The organism is Embleya sp. NBC_00896 (assembly GCF_045207785.1).
In the GTDB taxonomy this organism is placed as follows: Bacteria; Actinomycetota; Actinomycetes; order Streptomycetales; family Streptomycetaceae; genus Embleya.
Map to the genome: position 1 here is coordinate 2,059,220 of NZ_CP108777.1, position 19,828 is coordinate 2,079,047.

The following is a 19,828-nucleotide window of genomic DNA, read 5'->3' on the forward strand; positions in this document are numbered from 1 at the left end:
TGTCCGGTCGCCGGCCCCCTGCGCGACTCCGGGGGTGGAGGTGGCTGTAGTGGACGGGTCTTCGCTTTCGGGCCGTGAACGTCGAATACTGGCGCATTTGGAGGCGTCACTCGCGCAGGATGTACTGCTGACCGAACTGGTGCGGGTGTTCGACGGTTCGGCCGCGCCCCCGACCCCGATCCCGCGTTACCGGCGCATCGGTCGGCGCATCGGTCCCGGGGCGGTGAAATGGTCGCCGCTGCTGTTGGTGGGGGCATCCGTCGGACTGACCGCCGCCGCGATCCTCACGGCCGCCCCGGCGATCCTCCTGGCGGCGGTGTGTGTCTCGGTGGCAACCCTGCTCGTGGCGGCAACCCTCGCGTACAGGCGCTACCGCACCCGCCACCCGAGCACCCCTCACGCTCCCCACACCTGGACCCACCCCACCCCGCAACCCCCCGACACCCCCACCCGCCGCCGGGAGGACTGACGACGGCGTCGTGCGTGTCACCCGCTCCGGGTTTGCGGGGCGGGTGGGTGTGCGTTCGGGGCGTTTCTTCGTGCCTGTTCTTCGTGCTCGTTCGTAGTGCCCGTTCTTCGTGCCTGTTCTTCGTATCGAGGGCAGCGCCGCGTCGGGGACGGCGGGTGGGCCGTCCCCGACGCGGGTCGCCGGTGGGCTCAGGTGGTGCCCTGGGTGAGGGCGGCGGAGTCCGGGACCCGGACGTCCTCGGTGACGGTGAGCGGGATGGCGCCGAGGATCTGGCCCATCACATAGTGGGCCGACATCATCGCGCCCTCCTGCCAACCCGGAAGCGGGGACGCCTGGTCACCCGTGACGAAGAAGCGGCCCTGACCCTCGGGCTGGAGCAACTGCTTGTAGGCCACCCGGTGATCGGGCTTCCTCGGGTCCCACGCGGCCCAGCCGCCGAGCTGGTACGGCACCCGGTGCCACGCGATCGACACGCCCTTGTCGGTGGGGACGACGTCCTCCCGCTCGAATTGGCGGTGCAGTCGGATCGCGCCCGCACGGGCCTCGCCCAGGCGGCCGTCGGGGTGGAGTGCGCCGAGCTTGACGGCGTCCTCGTCGAAGTTGTACGCGCCGGTCAGGGTGCCCTTGCCCGAGAAGTAGTCGTTGGAGGGGTACCACATCTGGGTGATGTTGTGGTCGGTCCAGCTGATCCCGCCGTAGATCTTGTCCGGCTCGTCCTCCCAGAACCTCTCGTTGGCCTGCCAACCCACCTTGCACGTGCTCGCGTAGGGCACGACCTTGATCGCGTTCTCGAATTCGGCCGAGAAGTTGCTCCGGACGATCTTGCGGAGCACCGGCAGCGGGATGCTGCTCACGACGTAGTCGGCGATCGCCCTGTTCGGGACGCCTTCGCGCCGGTACTCGACCGCGACGCCGCCCTCCTCGAGGATCTCGATCCCGACGACCTCGGCTTCGAGCTCCAACACCTCGTCGCCGAACTCCGTCTCGATCCGCTTCCGGAACGCGTCGACGATCCGGTCCATGCCGCCGACGGGTTGGAACATCGAGGCCTGCCACAGATAGTCGGCCGGCTGGTAGAAGTGCTGCTTCCAGAACTCCGATTCCACCAGCTCCTCGAAGCCCAGCGGCGGCGCGGGCCGCGGGAAGTCGTGGACGTCCAGGTCCTCGGAGTATCCGGACCGGGTGGACCCGCGATATACGCCGTCCTCGTCCAGTGCGCCGAAGGCGCGCAGCAGATCGAACAACTTCCCGGAGAACGCGTCCTGTTCGGTCAGCGTCCCGGCGATCCGCGCGGCGAGGTGGCCGCGGGTGTCGTTGGCCACCCGGCGATTGCGCCAGCGCAGCGACCTACCGTTGGAGAGGCTGACCAGGTTGGCCGTGGTCTCCATGACGTACGGCTCCAGGGCCACCTCGAAGTCGCGGCAGTACTTCAACACCCGGCGGTGGTGGTAGGGGATGCGCCCCGGACCCAGGTTGAGGTAGAGGCCGCGGTCGAAGTCGCACCGGTGCGTCTCGTATACGTCCCCGGTCTCGTCCAGCTCCGTGAGGACGTCACCGTTGCGGGCGGTGCGGTTGCGTCCGCCGACGCGATCCTGCGCTTCCAGGACAGTGCAGTCGTAGCCGCGTTTGCTCAACTCGTAAGCCGTCGTCAGTCCGGCGATACCGGCCCCGAGGATGAGTACTTTCGCGCCCTTCCTGGGCGCGGGCGGCAGGCCGAACACCCCTGTCCACCCGGTCGCTTCCGGTCCCGCGTTACCGATCATGGCCTCGCGCAACGCCGTTGTGGCGTCGGGGGGTGTCACGAGTGCCTCCGACAGCGTGCAGTGTTCATGGCAGCCTCGTCTCCGAGTCGTGGACGATTTCTCCAACCGTTCGGATGTTACGTGTAGTACCGAAGTGATTTCCAGGAGTTGCCAACTCCGGGTTTGCGAAATGTCGCCGCGCGCATCGCCGCAGCCGCATCCGTAGACGATCGGACATGAAATCTGGAGCATGGGCCATGGAGGCACTCAAACGTCTGCGGTTTGCTTGAGACATGAACAAGGGCGCCCCACACGGGGTCGCCACCACCGGAGAGAGGAACCGTCTCCCATGTCCGTCCTTCCCGCGGCGTCCGCAGTGTCCGCAGCGTTCGTCCCGTCCGCGTCCGTCCCGAGCGCCCACCTCGCCCCCTCCACCGTGTCGAGCGAAGGCGGCCTGGAACTGATCCCCGGTCACCTCCACGCCTTCGGTCTGATGCACCGGGCGATGCGCCGCGACGCCCGCAGGCTCGTCGCGGTCGCCCCCTCGGTCGCGGCCACGCCCGCCCGGCTCGCCGGCACCGCCGCGTGGTGGGAGCGTCTGCGCGCGGTGATCGACTGGCACCACCACAGCGAGGACGACATCTTCTGGCCCGAACTCCGGCGCCGCACCGGCGTGTCCGTCGACGATGCCCTCGACGACGACCACACCGGCCTGGACCGGGCCATGGCCGCCGTCTCCGCCGCGCTGGTCGGCCCCGCGGACACCGACGCCCTGATCGCGGCGGCGGCCCGGTTCGACACGCTCGTCCACGAGCACCTGCGGCGCGAGGAGGCCGCCGCGTTCCCCGTGCTCGCCCGGGTCGCGGTCCGGCCGTACCTCGCGGTCGAGCGGCGGCTGATCGCGAGCGCGCCGCGCTCGGTGCTGATGTACCTGCAACCGTGGATGTTCGACGGTGCCGACCGAGCGTCGGTGGCGCACGTGCTCGCCACGGTCCCGCCGCCCGCGCGCCTGCTCGGGGGCACCGTGCTGCGCCGCCGCTACGAGCGCACGCTGGCCGCGGCGCCTGTGATCGAGGGCGGGCGCCCGCCCGTCGCCGGCCCGGCGTGTGCCGCGCCCTCCGCCCGCCCGACCCTTCACCCGATCGGCCGCCGGTTCGGCGCGTCCACCCGGGTGAGGCCCGGCGATGCGGCGCATCGGGGTCGCCCGCCGCGGGTGAGCATGGGCCCCGGACGACGCGGTCTCGCACCGTATCCGGCGCCGCCGAGGGAGCACGACGATGGACGAGCTGACGGCCCTGGTCGACAGCATGCTCGACGACCTTTGCGACGACCTGCGACGGCTCACCCGTATCCCGTCGATCGCGTTCCCGGGATATCCGCAGGCGCCCGTACAGGAGGCGCACGACCTGCTGGTCGACCTGCTGCGCGAGGTCGGCGTCCGGGACGTCTCGGCGCTGCGTCTGCCGGACACCTCGCCGGTGATCACCGGCCACGTCCCGCCTCCGCATCCGGACGCGCCGACCGTGCTCCTGTACGGCCACTACGACGTCCAGCCCGCCGGTGACGAATCGCTGTGGACGACACCGCCGTTCGAGCCGACCGACGTCGACGGCGCGATCCACGGCCGCGGGGTGGCGGACGACAAGTCGAACCTGATCGTGCACCTGGGCGCGCTGCGCGCGTTCGGGGGTCGCCCGCCGGTGGGGATCCGGATCGTGTTCGAGGGACAGGAGGAGTACGGCAGCGACTTCGACGGCTACCCCCCGACCCGTCCGGACGAGTTCGCCTGCGACGCGATGGTCATCGCGGACATGGGCAACATCCGTCCGGGCACCGGCACGCTGACGGTGGCGCTGCGCGGCGTGGTCGAGGTGATCGCCGAGGTGCGCACGCTCGACGAGCCCAGGCACAGCGGCAACTTCGGCGGCGCGGCACCCGACGCGCTTCTGGTGCTGATGCACGGGCTGGCCCGGTTGCACGACGCGAACGGCGACGTCGCGGTGCCGGGTCTGCGGCGCGAGGAATGGCACGGCGGCGGCTGGAACGAGGAGGAGTTCCGCCGGCTCGCCGGGGTCCGCGACGGCCTGCCGCTGATCGGCTCCGGCAGCCTGGGCTCGCGGCTGTGGTCGGGGCCGGCGATCACGGTCATCGGGCTGGACGCGCCGTCCGTCGAGCGGGCCGCCTCCGCCGTCGTGCCGTCCGCCCGGGCGAAGATCAACATGCGCTGCCACCCGGGCCAGGACCCGGAGGAGGCACAGCGGCTGCTCATCGAATTCCTGGAAGGCACACGGCCGTTCGGGGTACCGCTGACGGTGACCCAGGCCGGGGCGCCCGGCTCCGGGTTCGCGGCGGCGACCGACGGAGCGGCGTACCAGGCGGCGCACGAGGCACTGCGTACCGCGTGGGGTTCGGATCCGGTACACGCGGCGGCGGGCGGATCGATCCCGTTGGTCAACAGCCTCGCGGCGGCCCAACCCGAGGCCGAGGTCCTGCTGTTCGGGGCACAGGACAGCATGTGCAACCTGCACGGGCCCAACGAACGGCTGCTGGTGAGCGAACTGCGCGACGCGGTGGTGGCCGAGGCCGCGTTCTTCGCCGCGTACGCCGACCGCTTCCGCCGCGCGTAGCGCCTGGCGGCTGTCGCCTGTCGCCTGTCGCCCGATCCTCGCGCCTCGCCCCTCGTCTCTCGCCCCTCGTCCCTCGCGCCTCGTCTCTCGCCCCTCGTCCCTCGCGCCTCGCGCCTCGCCCCTCGCGCCTCGCGCGACCCGATCCACTCCTCCTCGTCATCAGCAGCCGTAGGGAGCCGCGTGAGTACCGACCAAGCCCCGCCCGAGGTCACGGACGACGCCCCCGGGCCCAAACGCGGCTTCCGGTTCCCCAGCGCGCTGACGGTGCTGGCGATCGTGACGCTCGCGGTGTGGGTGCTCGCCTTCGCGATCCCGACCGGCGAGTACCGGCGCGGCGAGGACGGCAAGCCGGTCCAGGGCAGCTATCACCACACGGACCCGCCCGAGGACTTCGTCCAGCGGCTCAACGACCTGTTCCTGTCGCCGGTCAACGGCCTGTACGGGATCAGGGACGCGCAGACCGGTCAGGTCGCGCCGGACAACGCCGGCGATCTGTACGGCAGCGCGGCGGTGTTCCTGTTCGTGCTGGCGATCGGCGCGTTCATCACGGTGGTGTTCGCGACCGGCGCCCTCGACCGGGGCATCGCCCGGCTCGCCCACCGGCTGCGCACGCGCGGGGCGGTGCTCATCGCCGCGATCATGACGGTGTTCTCGATCCTCGGCTCGGTCGAGGGGTTCGCCGAGGAGACGCTCGGGTTCTACGGGCTGATCGTGCCGCTGATGCTCGCGCTGGGCTACGACCGGATGGTGGCCACCGGCACGATCATCCTGGGCGCGGGCGTGGGGGTGCTGTGTTCGACGGTCAACCCGTTCGCGACCGGTGTCGCCTCGTCGGCGGCGTCGATCTCGCTGGGTGACGGGATCGTGCTGCGGCTGCTGATGCTGGTCGTGCTGACCACCGTGACGATCCTGTACGTGATCCGGTACGCGCGCCGGGTCAAGACCGATCCGACGCGCTCGCTGGTGGGGTTCCTGCCCGGCGACCGCGAGCAGGCGGCCGCGGCGGCCGGCAGCGAGCCGGAGCCGCTGACCGACACGCACAAGACCGTCCTGGGTGCGGTGACGTTCACGTTCACGTTCATGATCTTCGCGATCATCCCGTGGGCGCAGGTGCTCAGCGGCGATGCCGACGCCACCCCGTACGGGTGGGAACTGGACTGGTCCTTCGCGGAGTTGGCGGCCATGTTCATCGTGGCGGCGGTGGTCGTCGGGGTGGTGGCCCGGCTCGGCGAGAAGAAGCTGTCGGAGACGATCATCCAAGGCGCGGCCGACTTCGTCTCCCCGGCACTGATCATCATGCTGGCCAGAGGCGTCACCGTCATCATGAACAACGCCCTGGTCACCGACACGGTGCTGCACTCGATGGAGGGTGCCGTCTCCGACTCCTCATCGGCGGTGTTCGGGATGCTGATCTTCGGGGTGAACCTGCCGCTGGCGTTCCTGATCCCCTCGACGTCCGGGCACGCGACCCTCGCGATGCCGATCCTCGCGCCGTTGGCCGACTTCGCCGACGTGCCGCGCGCCCTGGTGGTGACCGCGTGGCAGGCCGCGTCGGGATGGATGAACCTCTGGGTGCCGACCACCGCGGTGGTCATGGGTGGCGTGTCGCTGGCCAAGGTCGGCTACAACCGATACCTGCGGTTCGCCGCGCCGCTGCTGGCCATCCTGTTCGTGCTGATCTGCGGCTTCGTCGCACTGGGCGCGGGACTCTCGTGACCCGCGCGCCCGGCCCGTCACATCGGACCGACCGGGCTTCGACCCCGGAAGCCCGGGCTACGGCCGGCGGGGCTACGGCTTGCGGCCCACCGCGCCGTACATGGCGACCTCGGGCGGCTTCGGGTCGCCTTCGGGTCGCCAACGCGAGCACGAGACGACACCCGGTTCGAGCAGTTCCAGGCCGTCGAAGAAACGCCCGATCCCCTCGGGCGAGCGCTGCTTGAGCCTGGGCGTGCCGTGCTCGTTCCAGAACGCGACGGCCTCGTCCACATCGGGCGGTGCCGGCGGGCTGGTGACGGTGTGGGACAACGCGAGGTGACTGCCGGCGGGAAGCGCGTCCACGAGCCGACGCACCGTCGCGTACGCCTCGTCGTCGTCGTTCACGAAGATGACCACGCCCAGCAGTACCAGGGCCACGGGCCGGGTGAAGTCCAGCGTCTTCGACGCCCGGGCCAGGATCTCGTCGACGTCACGCAGATCGGCGTCGATGTAGCGGGTGGCTCCCTGCGGGCTGCTGGTCAGCAACGCCCGCGCGTGCACGAGCACCAGGGGGTCGTTGTCGACGTAGACGATCCGCGACTCGGGGGCCACCTGCTGGGCGATCTCGTGGGTGTTCCCGGCGGTCGGCAACCCCGTGCCGATGTCGAGGAACTGCCGGATGCCCACCTCACCGGCCAAGTGGCGCACGGCCCGGCCCAGGAACAGCCGGTCGGCGAGTGCGTAGTCGCTGGTGCCCGGGTGGATCGCGCGGATCCGATCGCCGGTCTCGCGGTCCACGGGGTAGTTGTCCTTGCCGCCCAGCCAGTAGTTCCACACGCGGGCCGTGTGCGGCACGTCCGTGTTGATCTTCCGCGCGGGTAAGGCCGATTCTGCGTCGGGGAGGGACTCGGTCACGGACTCTCATCTCCGGATGACGGATTGGACGGTCACGCCCAATCTAGGCGGCCGAATATCCGCCCGAGGACGTTGTCGGTGAACGTTCCATCACGGTCGGCAAACTTTTCGTCGTTCTTGCACCGTCCACAAGGCACCGTCCACAAGGCTGCGCCGGGCGAGCGGGTACGACGCCGAGGCCACACCGCACCCGACCCGGTCCCGGCACGCGACGGCCACCGCCGCCGCACCGGAGCCGGGTCCGGCGCGTTCGCCGTGCCTCGGATCCGCCGCGTTGGCACGTGGAGGGACTCCCTGCGGTTGCGGCGAGGTGGATGCCGCGTTCCACTGTCGAGAGTAAAGGCGGTCCCGATCGGCGGTGCGCGGCGGCCGTTCGCGCCCGTGGCGCCGCCGCACGATTGCCGTCGCTCACGTCAGGAGTCACCCGAATGGACGACTACCCGCTCCTCAACGCGTTCCTCACCATGATGTGGCTGTTCCTGTGGATCCTGTGGTTCTTCCTGCTCTTCAGGATCATCACGGACATCTTCCGCGACGACAGCCTCAGCGGCTGGGGCAAGACCGGCTGGTTGGTCTTCGTGATCGTGCTGCCGTTCCTCGGCGTGTTCGTCTACATCATGGCCCGCGGCAGCGACATGGGCCGGCGTGACATTGCCCAGGCCAAACAGCAGGACGAGGCGTTCCAGGCCTACGTTCGCGACGCCGCCGGCACCAACAAGGGCAGCAGCGGTGTCGAGGAGCTGTCCAAGCTCGCGCAGCTCAAGAGCAACGGCGACATCTCCGTCGAAGAGTACGAGCGGGCCAAGCAGAAGCTGCTCGCCTGACGACGGGGCGCCCTCGCAGGCGCCAAGCGCCCCCACACGCCAAGCGCCTCCACACGCGCCCGGCGGCCGCACCCGCGGCCGCCGGGCGCGTGTGGTTTGGGCGCGTGTGGTCGGGGGTGCGGGCGCGGTGATCCCGGATCCCGCGCGCGTCAGGGTCACGGGCCGGGGCCGAGGAGGGTGGGGCATCCTGGAGGGAGGCCGTAGTCGTCGTACGGAGGAGGAAGTACGTGACCGAGCGCAAGCCGCCTGAGGTCCCGTTCGACTCGTGGGTGGACCGAGAGATCGAGGACGCCGCCGCGCGGGGCGCGTTCGACGATCTTCCCGGGTTCGGAAAACGGTTGGCCGCGATCGACGCGCCCTATGACGAGTTGTGGTGGGTCCGGGGCAAGATGCAGAGCGAGGGCATCGCCGTACTGCCGCCCACCCTGGCCCTGCGCAAGGAGGCCGAGGACGCGGTGGCCGCGGCGGGGGAGGCCCGGTCGGAGCGTGAGGTCCGGCGGATCGTCACGGAGATCAACGAGAAGATCGGCTCCGCGCTCCGGAGGCCGCCGCCCGGCCCGGTCCTGGGACTCCGCCCGTTCGACGCCGAGGAGATGGTCGCCCGGTGGCGGGCCGCGCATCCGGATCGGGTCCGCGCGGAGTCCTCCGCGCCCGCGGAGCCTCCGGCACCCGCTTCCGCCGCCCGCCCCTCCTCGCCCGGTTGGCGGCCCTGGCGCCGCCGAACCCGGTAGCCCATACCGGCCGACCCGATCGGCCCGCCCGGACGGAACACCCTGTACGAGCCCCCCGTGTCCCCTATTCTCGACGCGGATACGGGGGAGGCAACAGTGACGGTGGACGAGACCCGGCGGGCCGCGGTGCTGTTGGCCGACGACGATGTCGCCATCACGGCGCAGCTCGAACCGCTGTTGCAGCGTTCCGGGTTCGACGTGCGGGTCGTGCACGACGGAGCGGCGGCGCCGGCCGCCGGGACCGGGGAACCGGCCCCGGACCTGATCGTGCTGGACGTGCTCATGCCGCTGATGGACGGCCGCGAGGTGCTGCGGCGCATCCGGCGCTCCGGCGCGTGGATCCCGGTCATCCTGCTGACCCAGGTCGGCGAGTCGACCGAGCGCGCCATGGCACTGGAGGAAGGCGCCGACGACTACCTCAACAAGCACCGGGCGCGGCCGCCCCGATGCGGTTGCGCCCGGCTTCGGGCGCGAGCCGTCGGACGTTAATCGATGGCTCGCCGCCCGGGCTGCTCCTACAGTGACCAGGGATTCCCGCAGCGCGATGACGGGACGTCGGGGCGGGTCGGGGGAGGGGGACATGCGTACGCACTATCCCCGTACGCCGCACGTGCCCTGGTCGCCCGGAGCCGGCGCCGACGACATCCGCGCCGGTGACCTGTCGGGCCTGCGGGGGCGCGAAGTCGTGGTCACCGAGAAGCTCGACGGCGAGAACACCACCTTGTACCCGGACGGACTGCACGCGCGGTCGCTCGATTCGGCGCACCACCCCTCGCGCGCGTGGGTCAAGGCACTCCAGGGGCGGATCGGCGCGCGGATCCCGGCGGGGTGGCGGGTGTGCGGAGAGAACATGTACGCGCGGCACTCGATCTCCTACGACGCGTTGGAGAGCTGGTTCTACGGGTTCTCCGTCTGGGCCGGCGATCACTGTCTGGATTGGGACGCGAGCACGCGTTTCCTGCGCCGGCTGGGGGTTCCGTCGCCACCGGTGCTGTGGCGGGGCGTGTTCGACGAACGTGCGCTGCGCGCGATCCGGCTCGATCCCACGCGGCAGGAGGGCTTTGTCGTGCGTTCGGTCGAGGGCTTCGGGCGCGCGGAGTTCGGGCTGCGGGTGGCCAAGTGGGTGCGGCGCGGTCACGTCCGGACCGACACGCACTGGATGCACGCCGCCGTGGTCGCCAATGGAGTGGGACCCGACGCGGCATTGTGGGCCGTGCGTTCGGGCGCGAACCCCGACCTGGCGGCCCTGCTCGCCGCGGTGGGGACACCCGAAGTACCCGCCACCGCCGCCGAAGTGGTCTCCGACGTGTGCGCGCGCCTGGACGTGCTGGGGCGTTCGGGCGACGCGCGGTTGGCCGGCGTGCTGGCCGCCGCGCTGCACGCCGAGCGGCGGGCCGACCTCGCGCCGCGACTCGCCCCGGCCCTGGGCATGCCGCAGGCGCGTCGCGTCGCGGACCTGGTCGGGTTGCAGGCGCGCCTGCGCGAACTGTTCCCGGACGACGAACGCCGCGGCGGATTGGCCCGGTTGACGGTCGCCGCGGATGTCGGTGTGCTGCACGCGGTGGCCGGCGCGGTCCTGGTCGGAGGTACCGGCCCCGAAGCCGACGACGCGCGCGAGCAGGTCGAGTGGTCGGCGCTGATCGCGACGGATGCCGGCCTGACCGAGGAGGCACCGCTCGCGCCGCTGCGGGCCCGGGCGCGCGACGCGTTCGCCGGCCTGGCCCCGGACGTGGCGGACCGCTGCTGGGCGCACATGCGCGACGCGTACGCCAGGGATTGGCCGATGCCGCCCGAGGCCACCCGGGGCTGGTGGGCGGGGACGTTCCCCCGATTGATCCACCTGGTCGGCCGCTCGGGCAGCGGCAAGAGCACGTTCGCGCGCGAACTCCCGGGCGTGGACGCGTACATCGGCCTCGACGATCTGCGCCGCGCGCGCGGGTCGCGCGCGGACCAGACGGCCAACGGCGACGTACTGCGCGAGGGCCTGGACCGCTTGGACGCGGCGCTCGCCGGCGGCGGGACGGTGGTGTGGGACGCCACCTCGCTCAACAAGCACCAACGCGCCCCGGTACAGGAGATCGCGCGCCGGCGCGACGCGCTGACCACGCACGCCGTCGTGCTGGTCGACGACGACGCGTTGGCCCGACGCAACGCCGAGCGTGAGCACCCGGTCCCGCCGGCCGCGCTCGCCGCACAGGCGCGCCGGTTCGCTCCGCCGTACCCCGGTCAGGCGCACCGGACCTGGTACATCGGCGCGGGCGGCGAACTCGACGACGTCGCCGGCGCCCTGGACGCGGAGGACGCCTGATGCGTACGAGCGAGGAGATCTACCACCGGGTGCGGTGGGATCCCCGATTCGATCCGGCGCGGTTCGTGCTGGCCGTCAGTCGGCGCGGCCAGGGCCCGAAGCGGATCCCGCTGCCGGCGTTCGTGCCCGGCGGCGAGATCCCGTGGCACCGCGTGCTGCTGATCGAGGCGGACGGCGAGGTGGTGTGGGATCGGGCCGCCCGGGTGGATCGCGTCGACACCTGCGACGTGGGCCGGGCCCGGGGTCCGCGCCGGTTGCGGGCGCCGTACTTCACCGCGCGCGAGCCGTACGCGTTCGACCCGCGGGCGGCGGCCTGGCTGCCCGCGAGCGGCGCCGAGCCCGCCGGCGCGCCGGGTGCGGGGCGGATCCGGGTGCTCACCTGGAACACGCTGTGGGATCGCTACGACGGCGACCGGATCGACACCGCGCGGCGGCGCCTGTTGCTGCTCGCGGCGCTCGAGGAGGCCGACGCGGACGTCATCGCGCTCCAGGAGGTCGAAGCCGACCTGCTCGCGATGCTCGCGGCCCAGCCGTGGGTGCGCGCCGCGTACACGATGGACACCGTTCCCGACGGCCGCGATGTCCAGGACAGCGGCCTGTTGCTGCTGAGCCGGTTGCCGGTGCGCGAGGCGGCCCGGCACGCGCTGGGGCCGTACAAGGCCGTGGCCGCGATTACGGTGGCGACCGCGGCGGAGCCGCTCGTGGTGGCAGTCACCCACCTGACCAGCGACCACGCCGAGGACGGACCGGGCAGGCGTCGGATCGAACTGGCAAGCCTCGCGGACGGGTTCGCGGGTGTGCCGGGCGACCTGGTCGTGGTCGGCGACTTCAACGACGGCGACGCCGGGCCCGACGGACCGGCCGCGAGGCTCGGGCTGCGGGACGCGTGGGCGGACGTGCACGGCGCCGACGACCACACGCCCACGTTCGACCCGCGGGTCAACCCGCTCGCGGCGATCTGCTCGCGCACGGGCCGGGCGTCCCGCCTCGACCGGGTACTGCTGCGCGCGGACGGGTGGCGGACGCGGGCGGCGGTGCTGCGCGGGGACACGCCCACGCCCGACGGCCTGTACGCGTCGGACCACTTCGCGGTACAGGCGGACCTGGCCGTCGGCGCGAGCGCGCCCGCCAAGATGCTCGACATCGCGCCGACCGCCCGCACGGCGGTGGCCTGGCTGCCGCCGCGGCGGCTGTGGCCGGCGATCCAGGCGGCCCGCCGCGCCCACGACCCGCAGGTGGACCGCTGGCCGCCGCACGTGAACGTGCTGTTCGGCTTCGTACCGGAGGCCGATTTCGAGCGGGCCGCGCCGCTGCTGGCGGCCGCGGCGGCGAGGATCGCGCCGTTCACGGTGAGGCTCGCCGGCGTGCACACGTTCGGACACCGCGAGGACGCCACCGTCTGGCTCGACCCGGCGGCGGCCGACGAACAGCCGTGGGCCCTGCTGCGCCGCGCGTTGGCGGAGCGTTTCCCGCGCTGCCTCGGCCGGGCGGAGGGCTACACCCCGCATCTGACCCTGGGCCGCAGCAGCGACCCGCAGCGGGTGGCGGCCGAGTGCGCGGCTCGGCTCGAACCGATGGCGACGCGGGTCGGCGAACTGGTCCTGCTCTCGCGCCGCGGCGACGAGCCGATGCGCCCGCGTGCCACGGTCGCGCTGGGCACGGGCGAACTGCGGTGGCTGACCGAGCCGCAGGCGCACGCGTGGGACGCCGCCGAGGTCGAGGCGGTCCCGACGGCATGGGCCGTGGACCGGGCGCCGGCCGTCCCGGACCCGGCTCGGGACGCCTTGGACGTCCGGGACGCCGGGGACGCCCGGGCGGGCCGGATCGCCGGACGGGTTGCGGGAGCCTTGGCCGAGGGCGTCGTGTCGGTGGTCGGATCGCGTCGCATGGGCTGCGCCCTGCCCGGCGCCGACCTCGACTTGGTGGCGGCGCTGCCCGCGCCCGTGGACCTCGCGGAGGTCGCGGCCCGGGTGGCGGCGGCGCTTCCGGAGGCCGCCGGCGTGCGACACGTCGTCGGTGCGCGGGTACCGGGGCTGCGCTTTTCCGTGGGCGACCTGGACGTGGATCTGATCGTGGTCGGCACCGTCGGAGCGGCGCCCGCCGACGCCGTCGGAGGGGGCGCCGATCCGGACCCGGCCACCGCGATCGCGTTGAGCGCGGTCACCGACGCGGACGCGGTGCGGGCCTTCGTCGGCGCGGATCACGAGCGGTTCGCCGTCCTGGCCCGGGAGGTCAAGGCGTGGGCGCGGGCGCGCGGTCTCGACGCGGCCCCCTTCGGTGGACTGCCCGGCCTGGCCTGGTCGGTGCTCGCGGCGCGGACGACGCGCGAGGCCGCCCGGGGCGGCGGTGACCCGCTGCGGCACTTCTTCGGCACGTGGGCGGCGTGGGACTGGCGCGAGCCGGTGGCCCTGGCGGGCCCGGCCGTCCCCGCGTGCGGCGACGCGCCGGTGTCGATCCTGACGCCGACCGACCCGGTGCGTTCGTGCACCGAACAGGTCGGTCCGGGCGGCCGCGACCTGCTGACCGACGAGCTGTACCGCGCGTGGGAGATCCTGACGGCGGCGGCCGACGGCACCGACTCGTGGCCCGCCCTGCTCGCGCCGGCTCCGCTGCACCGCCGGCACGCGGCGTGGGCGGTGCTGACCGTATCGCCGTTCCGGGGCGAGGAGTTCGCGACCACCGAGGGTCGGTTCCGGGGTCGGGTCCGCGCGCTCTTGGGCGCTCTCCACGAGGCCGGCTGCGGGGACGCGCACGCGTGGCCTCGACCGTTCGAGACCGGAACGCGAGTGCGCTACGCGATCGGCCTCGGCGCCGACCCGCCGAACGCCGCCGCGCTCGCGGAGCTCGGCGGCCGATGGGTCAAGGGTCTGCCGGGCGTCGACCTGACCTGGGCCGAGGGCGGCGCCGTACCGACCCTGTACTGACCGGGCGGCCTCTCGGCCTCGTCAAGTGGCGGATGTGTACAACGTATTCGGAGTAGACGATGTACACAGTGATGTGTACGTTGTATCTGTGTCGATACGACGTACGCATCGGATGTCCTTCCGTGGGGGATCCGTCGATTCCGCCGCGCGAAAGTGAATGACGTGACATCCGACAGCTCCGCCGCACGTGCCAGGGACATATTGGTCCGCCCGTTCTCCGTGGGCGGCCTCGCGCTCCCGAACCGGATCGCGATGGCACCGATGACCCGCGAGTTCTCGCCCGGCGGCGTGCCCGGTCCCGACGTGGCGGCCTACTACGCCCGACGAGCGTCGGCCGGGGTGGGTCTGGTCATCACCCAGGGAACGTACGTCGGCCACGACTCGGCGGGGACCAGCGACCGCGTCCCCCGATTCCACGGCGACGACGCGCTCGCCGGTTGGGCCGGGGTGGTGGACGCGGTCCACCGCGCCGGCGGGAGGATCGTGCCGCAGTTGTGGCACATGGGCATGGAGCGCGCCGCCGGCACCCCGCCGGTTCCGCGGGCCCCGCGCGTCGGCCCCTCCGGAATCGCCCTGGACGGCACGCGATCCGGCCGAGCGATGACCGGGGCAGACATCGACGACGTCGTCGCCGCCTTCGCCGCCGCGGCCGGCGCGGCCGAGCGGCTCGGCTTCGACGGCGTCGAACTGCACGGAGCGCACGGCTACCTCATCGACCAGTTCCTGTGGGCCGACACGAACCGGCGCACCGACGCCTACGGCGGCGACCCGGTCCGGCGGACCCGCTTCGCAGCGGAGGTCGTGGCCGCCTGTCGCCGGGCCGTGTCCGCGGACTTCCCGATCCTCTTCCGGATGTCCCAGTGGAAGTTCGGCGTCTACGAGGCCAGGCTCGCCGAAACGGCGCGGGAACTCGAGGCCGTCCTCACCCCGTTGGCGGCGGCCGGCGTCGACGTCTTCCACTGCTCCACCCGCCGTTTCTCCCAACCGGAGTTCGCGGGCTCCGACCTCAACCTCGCGGGCTGGGCAAAGAAGATCTCCGGCAAGGCCACGATCAGCGTCGGCTCGGTCGGCCTCGACAACGAGTTCACCGAGGCGTTCCAGGGCGACCAGGGCCGGGTCACCGGCATCGAAGGGCTGCTGGACCGGCTGGAGCGGGAGGAATTCGACCTCGTGGCGGTCGGTCGCGCCCTGCTGGCCGACCCCGAATGGGCCGCGAAGATCCTGAGCGGCCGCACGAACGAACTCGAGCCCTTCGACGTGCGCATGCTCGGCACCCTGTACTGATCGTCCGCGTCGGTCCGCGTCGGTCCGCGTCGGGCGGGGCAGGGCGGGGCGGGCGAGTCAGAAGGGCCTGGTGGGCAGGTACTTGCCGTCCAGGGTGATCACGGCGCGCTCGCCGCCCTCGGGGTCGGCGACCTTGCGTACGTCCAGCTTGAAGTTGATCGCGCTGATGATGCCGTCGCCGAACTGCTCGTGGATCAGCGCCTTCAGCGTGGTGCCGTAGACCTGGAGCATCTCGTGGAAGCGGTAGATGGTCGGATCCGTCGGGACACCACCGACGTGCGAGCCGCGGGTCGGAATGGTCTGCAGGAGCCGCACCGCGTCCTCGTCCAGGTCCAGCAGCGCGCCGACCGCCTCGGCCGCGTCGGCCGGGAGGGGGTGTTGGCCCAGGACGGCGGCGGTGACGAAGGCCGGCGACAGACCGGCCGCGTCCGCGATCTGCTGCCACGACAGGTCCTTGCGGGTCTTGGCCTCGACCGCGACGATCGCGATCCGTTGCCGGGCGGTGGGGTCGAACTGGGCGTGCACCATGAGTGATTCCTTTCGAGAGTCCTGCCGTCCCGGGAGGGTGGGCAGGCGAGTGTGGTCCCGAACCGGCGCGGCCGAAGCGCGGAGCCGGTCCGTGGGGAGAGAGGGGGATCAGGCCACCGCGAGGGCGGCGGGCCGGCCGCTCGCGGGGGCGAGCTCCTCGACGGCGCCGGTGGCGATGTCGAAGACCCAGCCATGCAGACGGACGGCGTCCCGGGCGAGCGCGCGGGCCACCGAGGGGTGGGTGACCAGGTTGGCCAGCTGCGCCGCCACGTTGTCGCGTACGAGGGTGGCGACCGTCTCCGGTTCGCCGGCGCCGGCGCCGGCGCCGGCGCCGGTGGTGGTGGCGTTGGCGGTGCGGGCCTGGGCCGCATCCGCGTGCCGGAGCCAGTCGGCGATCGCGGGCAGTGCGGTGAGGTCGTGGTGCTCGGCGAGGGCGGTCATGGCGCCGCACGCGGAGTGGCCGCACACGACGATGTCGGCGACGCCCAGGACGGCGACGGCGTACTCGATGCCGGCGGCCACGCCGTCCGCGCCGGGAGCGTATGCGGGGATGAGGTTGCCGGCGGTGCGAATGACGAACAGTTCGCCTGGATCCTGCTGCGTGATCAGCTCGGGGACGACCCGGGCGTCGGAGCAGCCGATGAACAACGTGCCGGGCTGGTGGGTGGTGGCAAGGCGCGAGAACAGTTCGGCCTTGGCGGGGAACACGTCCCGCTGGAAGCGGCGCGTTCCTTCGGAGAGGTTCTGCATGGCCTTTCCTCCGTTCGGTCGGGGTGCCGGCGAGGCCGACGAGTCCAACCATGCACGACCTGTACCTATAGTGTCCAAGACGCAATCTCGATGGTTGCCATCGATGGCATCTATAGTCGATGACATGAGCCCGGAACTGCGTCACCTGCGCTATCTGCTCGCGGTGGTCGAACACGCCAACTTCACCCGCGCCGCAGAAGCCCTGCGCATCTCCCAGCCGACGCTGTCCCAGCAGATCAGGCAACTGGAGAAGGGACTGGGCGTCCAGCTCCTCGACCGCACCGGGCGCACCGTGCGCCCGACCGACGCCGGTGAGACCTACCTCCACTACGCCCGGCGCGCCCTGCGCGACCTCGCCGCCGCCGAACGCGCCGTCCTGGACGTACAGGACCTCAGCCGCGGACACCTGCGCCTCGCGATGACCCCCACCTTCACCGCCTACCTGATCGGCCCGCTCGTCGCACGGTTCCACGCCAGTCACGCCCAACTCACCTTGGACGTACGGGAGATGACCCAGGACCGGATCGAATCCGCCCTGCTCGCCGACGAACTCGACCTCGGCATCGCCTTCGGCGCCACCCATCTGCCGGGCATCGACGCCACCCCGCTGTTCACCGAAACCCTCGGCCTGGTCGTCGGCCCGCTCCATGCCCACGCGGACGACCGCCGAGCGCTGCCTGTGGCCGAGCTGGCCGGGCTCGAACTCGCGCTGCTCAGCGGAGACTTCGCCACCCGCGTGCACATCGACGGCTACTTCGCCGAGCAGCGGGTACGACCGCGCATCACGATCGAGGCCAACTCCATCAACGCGCTGACCGAGATCGTCCGGCGCACCACCCTGGCCACCGTCCTGCCCGACGCGGTCACCCGAGACCACCCCGGCCTCCACCCCATCCCGCTCACCCCCGCGCTCCCGGCCCGCACCGTCACCCTGCTGCGCCGCGAGAGCGCGTACACCAGCGCCGCGGCCCGGGCCTTCACCGACCTCGCGCGCCACTGGACGCGGGAGCACGCCCCCGCCGAGTGAGCCGCCGCCGCATGCCGGCGGCTCAGGGCCGGCGTACCGCGTCCGCCGAGACCGCCCAGAACCGCAGCGACAGCGTGACCAGCGCGAACAGCACCAACCATGTCACCGACCAGCCGAGATCGGCGCCCGCTCCGTCCGACAGGGCCACACTGAGCACGCCGAGGCTGGTGACCGCCATGAGGGCGAGCATTGCGAAGAAGCCCACCCGGATGACCTTGGCCGAGGTACGCCCGAACCCGTAGAGCAGTAACAGCCGCCTCGGTGACAACCGCCGTTCCGGCTCGAGTGCGCCCGGTCCCGCCGCGACGACGAGCGCGCACGCCTGATCCAGCCACTCCCGCGTGATCGCGCTCGCGTTCCGCGACTCCTCCGGGGTGCCCGGCACCAACTGCCGTGCCTCCCACCACCGCACCGCGAACTCGACCTGCCGATTCGCGTCGTCGAAGGCCGACTGCCGACGCCCGACCCGCGACCGACTCACCCGTCGGTCCTGCCACACCACCGCGAACGCCCCCACCACCGCCGTCAGCACGGGCACCACCACCGCGACCGCGACCGCCCCCACGTCTTCCGCGCGCATCGACAACCCCCCAGTCGTCCGATCCGGAACGACCAGCATGCCGGCGGCACTTGGCTCCCATCAGCCGATCACCATCGAATTACCGTTGAATCACCGCCGAATGCGTCAAACCGTCGCCGAATCACCGTCATTCGTCTTCGGGGCAGTCGCGGTGTGGGCGATGGCCACCTTCGTGGCGCCCGCCTCGCCCCACAGGATCAGGGACTTGGCGGCGGTGTCGTAGCGCAGGCCCAGCGACTTCAGTTCCGGCAACACCCCGTCGGGGATGGCGGCGGGAGGCAGGCCCAGGGCGGTCAGGACCTGCGTGGGTGCGGCGCCGGTGGTGTTCCGCCAGCCCGCGTCGACGTCGTCGGGCCGCGAACAGCACGTGCGGTCGGCGCGGGCGCCTGACCGCGGGCGGCCGGTTCAGGCGGAGGTGACGGTTCAGGGGGAGACGACGGGTTCAGGCGGAGGTGACGGCTCAGGGGGAGACGACGGTTCAGGGGGAGACGACGGGTTCCTGGAGTTCGGTCACCCACTGCTCGGGGTCGTCCGGGCATTCGAGGTAGAGCTCGCGCGCGTAACCGACGGAGCGGTAGCCGTTGGCGTCGATCCAGCGGGCCAGCGCCTGGACCCCCGCCAGGACCGCGTCCATCGGGCCGCGATGCACGAGGGTGGCGGCGCTGTCGATTCCGGGCAGGTCCACGATCGCGAAGTCGTGGCCGCCTCGGGCGCCGGCCGCCACCGGCACGCAGGCGTGGACGATGATCGCGTCGTCCCCCTCGGGCGAATCCTCGTAGTAGGCGATGCCCGGCCCCGTCGCGGCCACACCCGCGGCCGCGAGCCGACCACACAGCTCGTCGTAGAGCGGCCCGATGACCGGCCCGATGCCCTCGGGCGTGTCCGTGGCGGCGGTACCGGTCAGCTCGGCCACCCGCACCGCGGGAATGCGCTTGAGTACAACGTCGTCGGACGGCACGCGTCCCTCACTCTCGATCGTCCGGAGCCTCGCCTCGACCCGGGCCAACCGCAGGGCATCCGCGGCCATCGCCGCCGCGAGCTCGGCCCGCCGCAGCCGCAGCATTCCGCGCAGCTCGTCGAGGTTCACCCGTTGGTCCAGGATCTCCCGCACCTGTTGAAGGGTGAAGCCGAGCTCCTTGAGCGCGACGACGCGGTTGAGTTGGGCGAGTTGCCCCGCCTCGTAGAAGCGATAGCCACTGGCCGGGTCGACGTGGGCGGGCCGCAGCAACCCGATCGCGTCGTAGTGACGCAGCATGCGGACCGACACGCGGCCGTGCCTGGCGAAATCTCCGATGGTGAACATGATGTCTCCCAGTGCAGGGCCTCACACGGTGTCAGAGTCAACGGCCACGCATCGATCTCGCTTCCCATGCCCCGTCGGCAATGAGTGCTTGATTCCCGGTCGTTGCGGTGGAACCCTGCCG

Annotated in this window: 16 protein-coding genes and 2 pseudogenes; 11 read left to right on the forward strand and 7 right to left on the reverse strand. The window is 72.1% G+C overall.

Features of this window, described 5'->3' with window-relative positions:
• Positions 1–97 precede the first annotated feature (97 nt).
• Positions 98–469, forward strand: a complete 372-nt coding sequence (locus OG928_RS42620) for a hypothetical protein (protein ID WP_406291758.1) — start codon at positions 98–100, stop codon at positions 467–469.
• A gap of 188 nt (positions 470–657) precedes the next feature.
• On the opposite strand, the gene OG928_RS42625 is transcribed toward OG928_RS42620, so the two are convergent.
• Positions 658–2,271 carry an FAD-dependent oxidoreductase gene (locus OG928_RS42625; protein WP_331767399.1) on the reverse strand — a complete coding sequence of 538 codons (1,614 nt, stop codon included), beginning with the start codon at positions 2,269–2,271 and terminating at the stop codon, positions 658–660.
• Positions 2,272–2,704: 433 nt separating this feature from the next.
• On the opposite strand from OG928_RS42625, the pseudogene OG928_RS42630 reads away from it, so the two are divergent.
• The 3 genes and pseudogenes from OG928_RS42630 to OG928_RS42640 all read left to right on the forward strand — a co-directional run.
• A pseudogene (locus tag OG928_RS42630) lies at positions 2,705–3,052 on the forward strand (hemerythrin domain-containing protein); the annotation flags it as partial.
• A 436-nt stretch (positions 3,053–3,488) separates the two neighbouring features.
• On the forward strand, positions 3,489–4,838 hold the full coding sequence (locus OG928_RS42635; RefSeq protein WP_331767400.1) for a M20/M25/M40 family metallo-hydrolase: 1,350 nt from the start codon (positions 3,489–3,491) through the stop codon (positions 4,836–4,838).
• Positions 4,839–5,018: 180 nt separating this feature from the next.
• Positions 5,019–6,554, forward strand: coding sequence for a YfcC family protein (locus OG928_RS42640; RefSeq protein WP_331767401.1), 1,536 nt, complete (start codon positions 5,019–5,021; stop codon positions 6,552–6,554).
• A gap of 72 nt (positions 6,555–6,626) precedes the next feature.
• Here the strand turns inward: OG928_RS42640 and OG928_RS42645 are convergent, their stop codons facing one another.
• Complete coding sequence (locus OG928_RS42645; RefSeq protein ID WP_331767402.1) at positions 6,627–7,448, reverse strand: SAM-dependent methyltransferase; 822 nt, start codon at positions 7,446–7,448, stop codon at positions 6,627–6,629.
• 428 nt (positions 7,449–7,876) lie between these two features.
• On the opposite strand from OG928_RS42645, the gene OG928_RS42650 reads away from it, so the two are divergent.
• The 6 genes and pseudogenes from OG928_RS42650 (at position 7,877) to OG928_RS42675 (ending at position 15,519) form a co-directional block, all read left to right on the forward strand.
• Positions 7,877–8,272: an SHOCT domain-containing protein gene (locus OG928_RS42650; protein WP_331767403.1), complete on the forward strand. Its 396-nt coding sequence runs from the start codon at positions 7,877–7,879 to the stop codon at positions 8,270–8,272.
• A gap of 227 nt (positions 8,273–8,499) precedes the next feature.
• Positions 8,500–8,889, forward strand: a pseudogene (locus tag OG928_RS42655) (DUF1992 domain-containing protein); the annotation flags it as partial.
• Between the two features lie 210 nt (positions 8,890–9,099).
• Positions 9,100–9,492, forward strand: a complete 393-nt coding sequence (locus OG928_RS42660; RefSeq protein ID WP_406291760.1) for a response regulator — start codon at positions 9,100–9,102, stop codon at positions 9,490–9,492.
• Between the two features lie 91 nt (positions 9,493–9,583).
• A complete protein-coding gene (locus tag OG928_RS42665; RefSeq protein WP_331767405.1) occupies positions 9,584–11,311 on the forward strand; it encodes an RNA ligase family protein in 1,728 nt (575 codons plus the stop codon).
• Positions 11,311–14,235 carry a poly(A) polymerase gene (locus tag OG928_RS42670; protein WP_331767406.1) on the forward strand — a complete coding sequence of 975 codons (2,925 nt, stop codon included), beginning with the start codon at positions 11,311–11,313 and terminating at the stop codon, positions 14,233–14,235. The genes OG928_RS42665 and OG928_RS42670 overlap by 1 nt, the downstream gene beginning before the upstream one ends.
• Positions 14,236–14,397: 162 nt before the next feature.
• Entirely contained in the window at positions 14,398–15,519 is a 1,122-nt protein-coding gene (locus OG928_RS42675; protein WP_331767407.1) for an NADH:flavin oxidoreductase, read from the forward strand.
• A gap of 57 nt (positions 15,520–15,576) precedes the next feature.
• On the opposite strand, the gene cynS is transcribed toward OG928_RS42675, so the two are convergent.
• Both cynS and OG928_RS42685 read right to left on the reverse strand, forming a co-directional pair.
• Positions 15,577–16,047 carry a cyanase gene (gene cynS, locus OG928_RS42680; protein ID WP_331767408.1) on the reverse strand — a complete coding sequence of 157 codons (471 nt, stop codon included), beginning with the start codon at positions 16,045–16,047 and terminating at the stop codon, positions 15,577–15,579.
• Between the two features lie 108 nt (positions 16,048–16,155).
• The gene (locus OG928_RS42685; RefSeq protein ID WP_331767409.1) at positions 16,156–16,797 is read right to left on the reverse strand and encodes a carbonic anhydrase; all 642 of its coding nucleotides are present in this window, start codon (positions 16,795–16,797) and stop codon (positions 16,156–16,158) included.
• A 124-nt stretch (positions 16,798–16,921) separates the two neighbouring features.
• Here OG928_RS42685 and cynR point away from each other — a divergent pair, with 124 nt between their 5' ends.
• Positions 16,922–17,824, forward strand: a complete 903-nt coding sequence (gene cynR, locus OG928_RS42690) for a transcriptional regulator CynR (protein WP_331768307.1) — start codon at positions 16,922–16,924, stop codon at positions 17,822–17,824.
• Between the two features lie 22 nt (positions 17,825–17,846).
• Here cynR and OG928_RS42695 read toward each other — a convergent pair whose 3' ends face one another.
• The 3 genes from OG928_RS42695 to OG928_RS42705 form a co-directional block, all read right to left on the reverse strand.
• Positions 17,847–18,404 carry a hypothetical protein gene (locus OG928_RS42695; RefSeq protein WP_331767410.1) on the reverse strand — a complete coding sequence of 186 codons (558 nt, stop codon included), beginning with the start codon at positions 18,402–18,404 and terminating at the stop codon, positions 17,847–17,849.
• Between the two features lie 105 nt (positions 18,405–18,509).
• Positions 18,510–18,659 carry a hypothetical protein gene (locus OG928_RS42700; RefSeq protein ID WP_406291764.1) on the reverse strand — a complete coding sequence of 50 codons (150 nt, stop codon included), beginning with the start codon at positions 18,657–18,659 and terminating at the stop codon, positions 18,510–18,512.
• Positions 18,660–18,882: 223 nt separating this feature from the next.
• On the reverse strand, positions 18,883–19,707 hold the full coding sequence (locus OG928_RS42705) for a MerR family transcriptional regulator (protein ID WP_331767412.1): 825 nt from the start codon (positions 19,705–19,707) through the stop codon (positions 18,883–18,885).
• Positions 19,708–19,828: the final 121 nt, after the last annotated feature.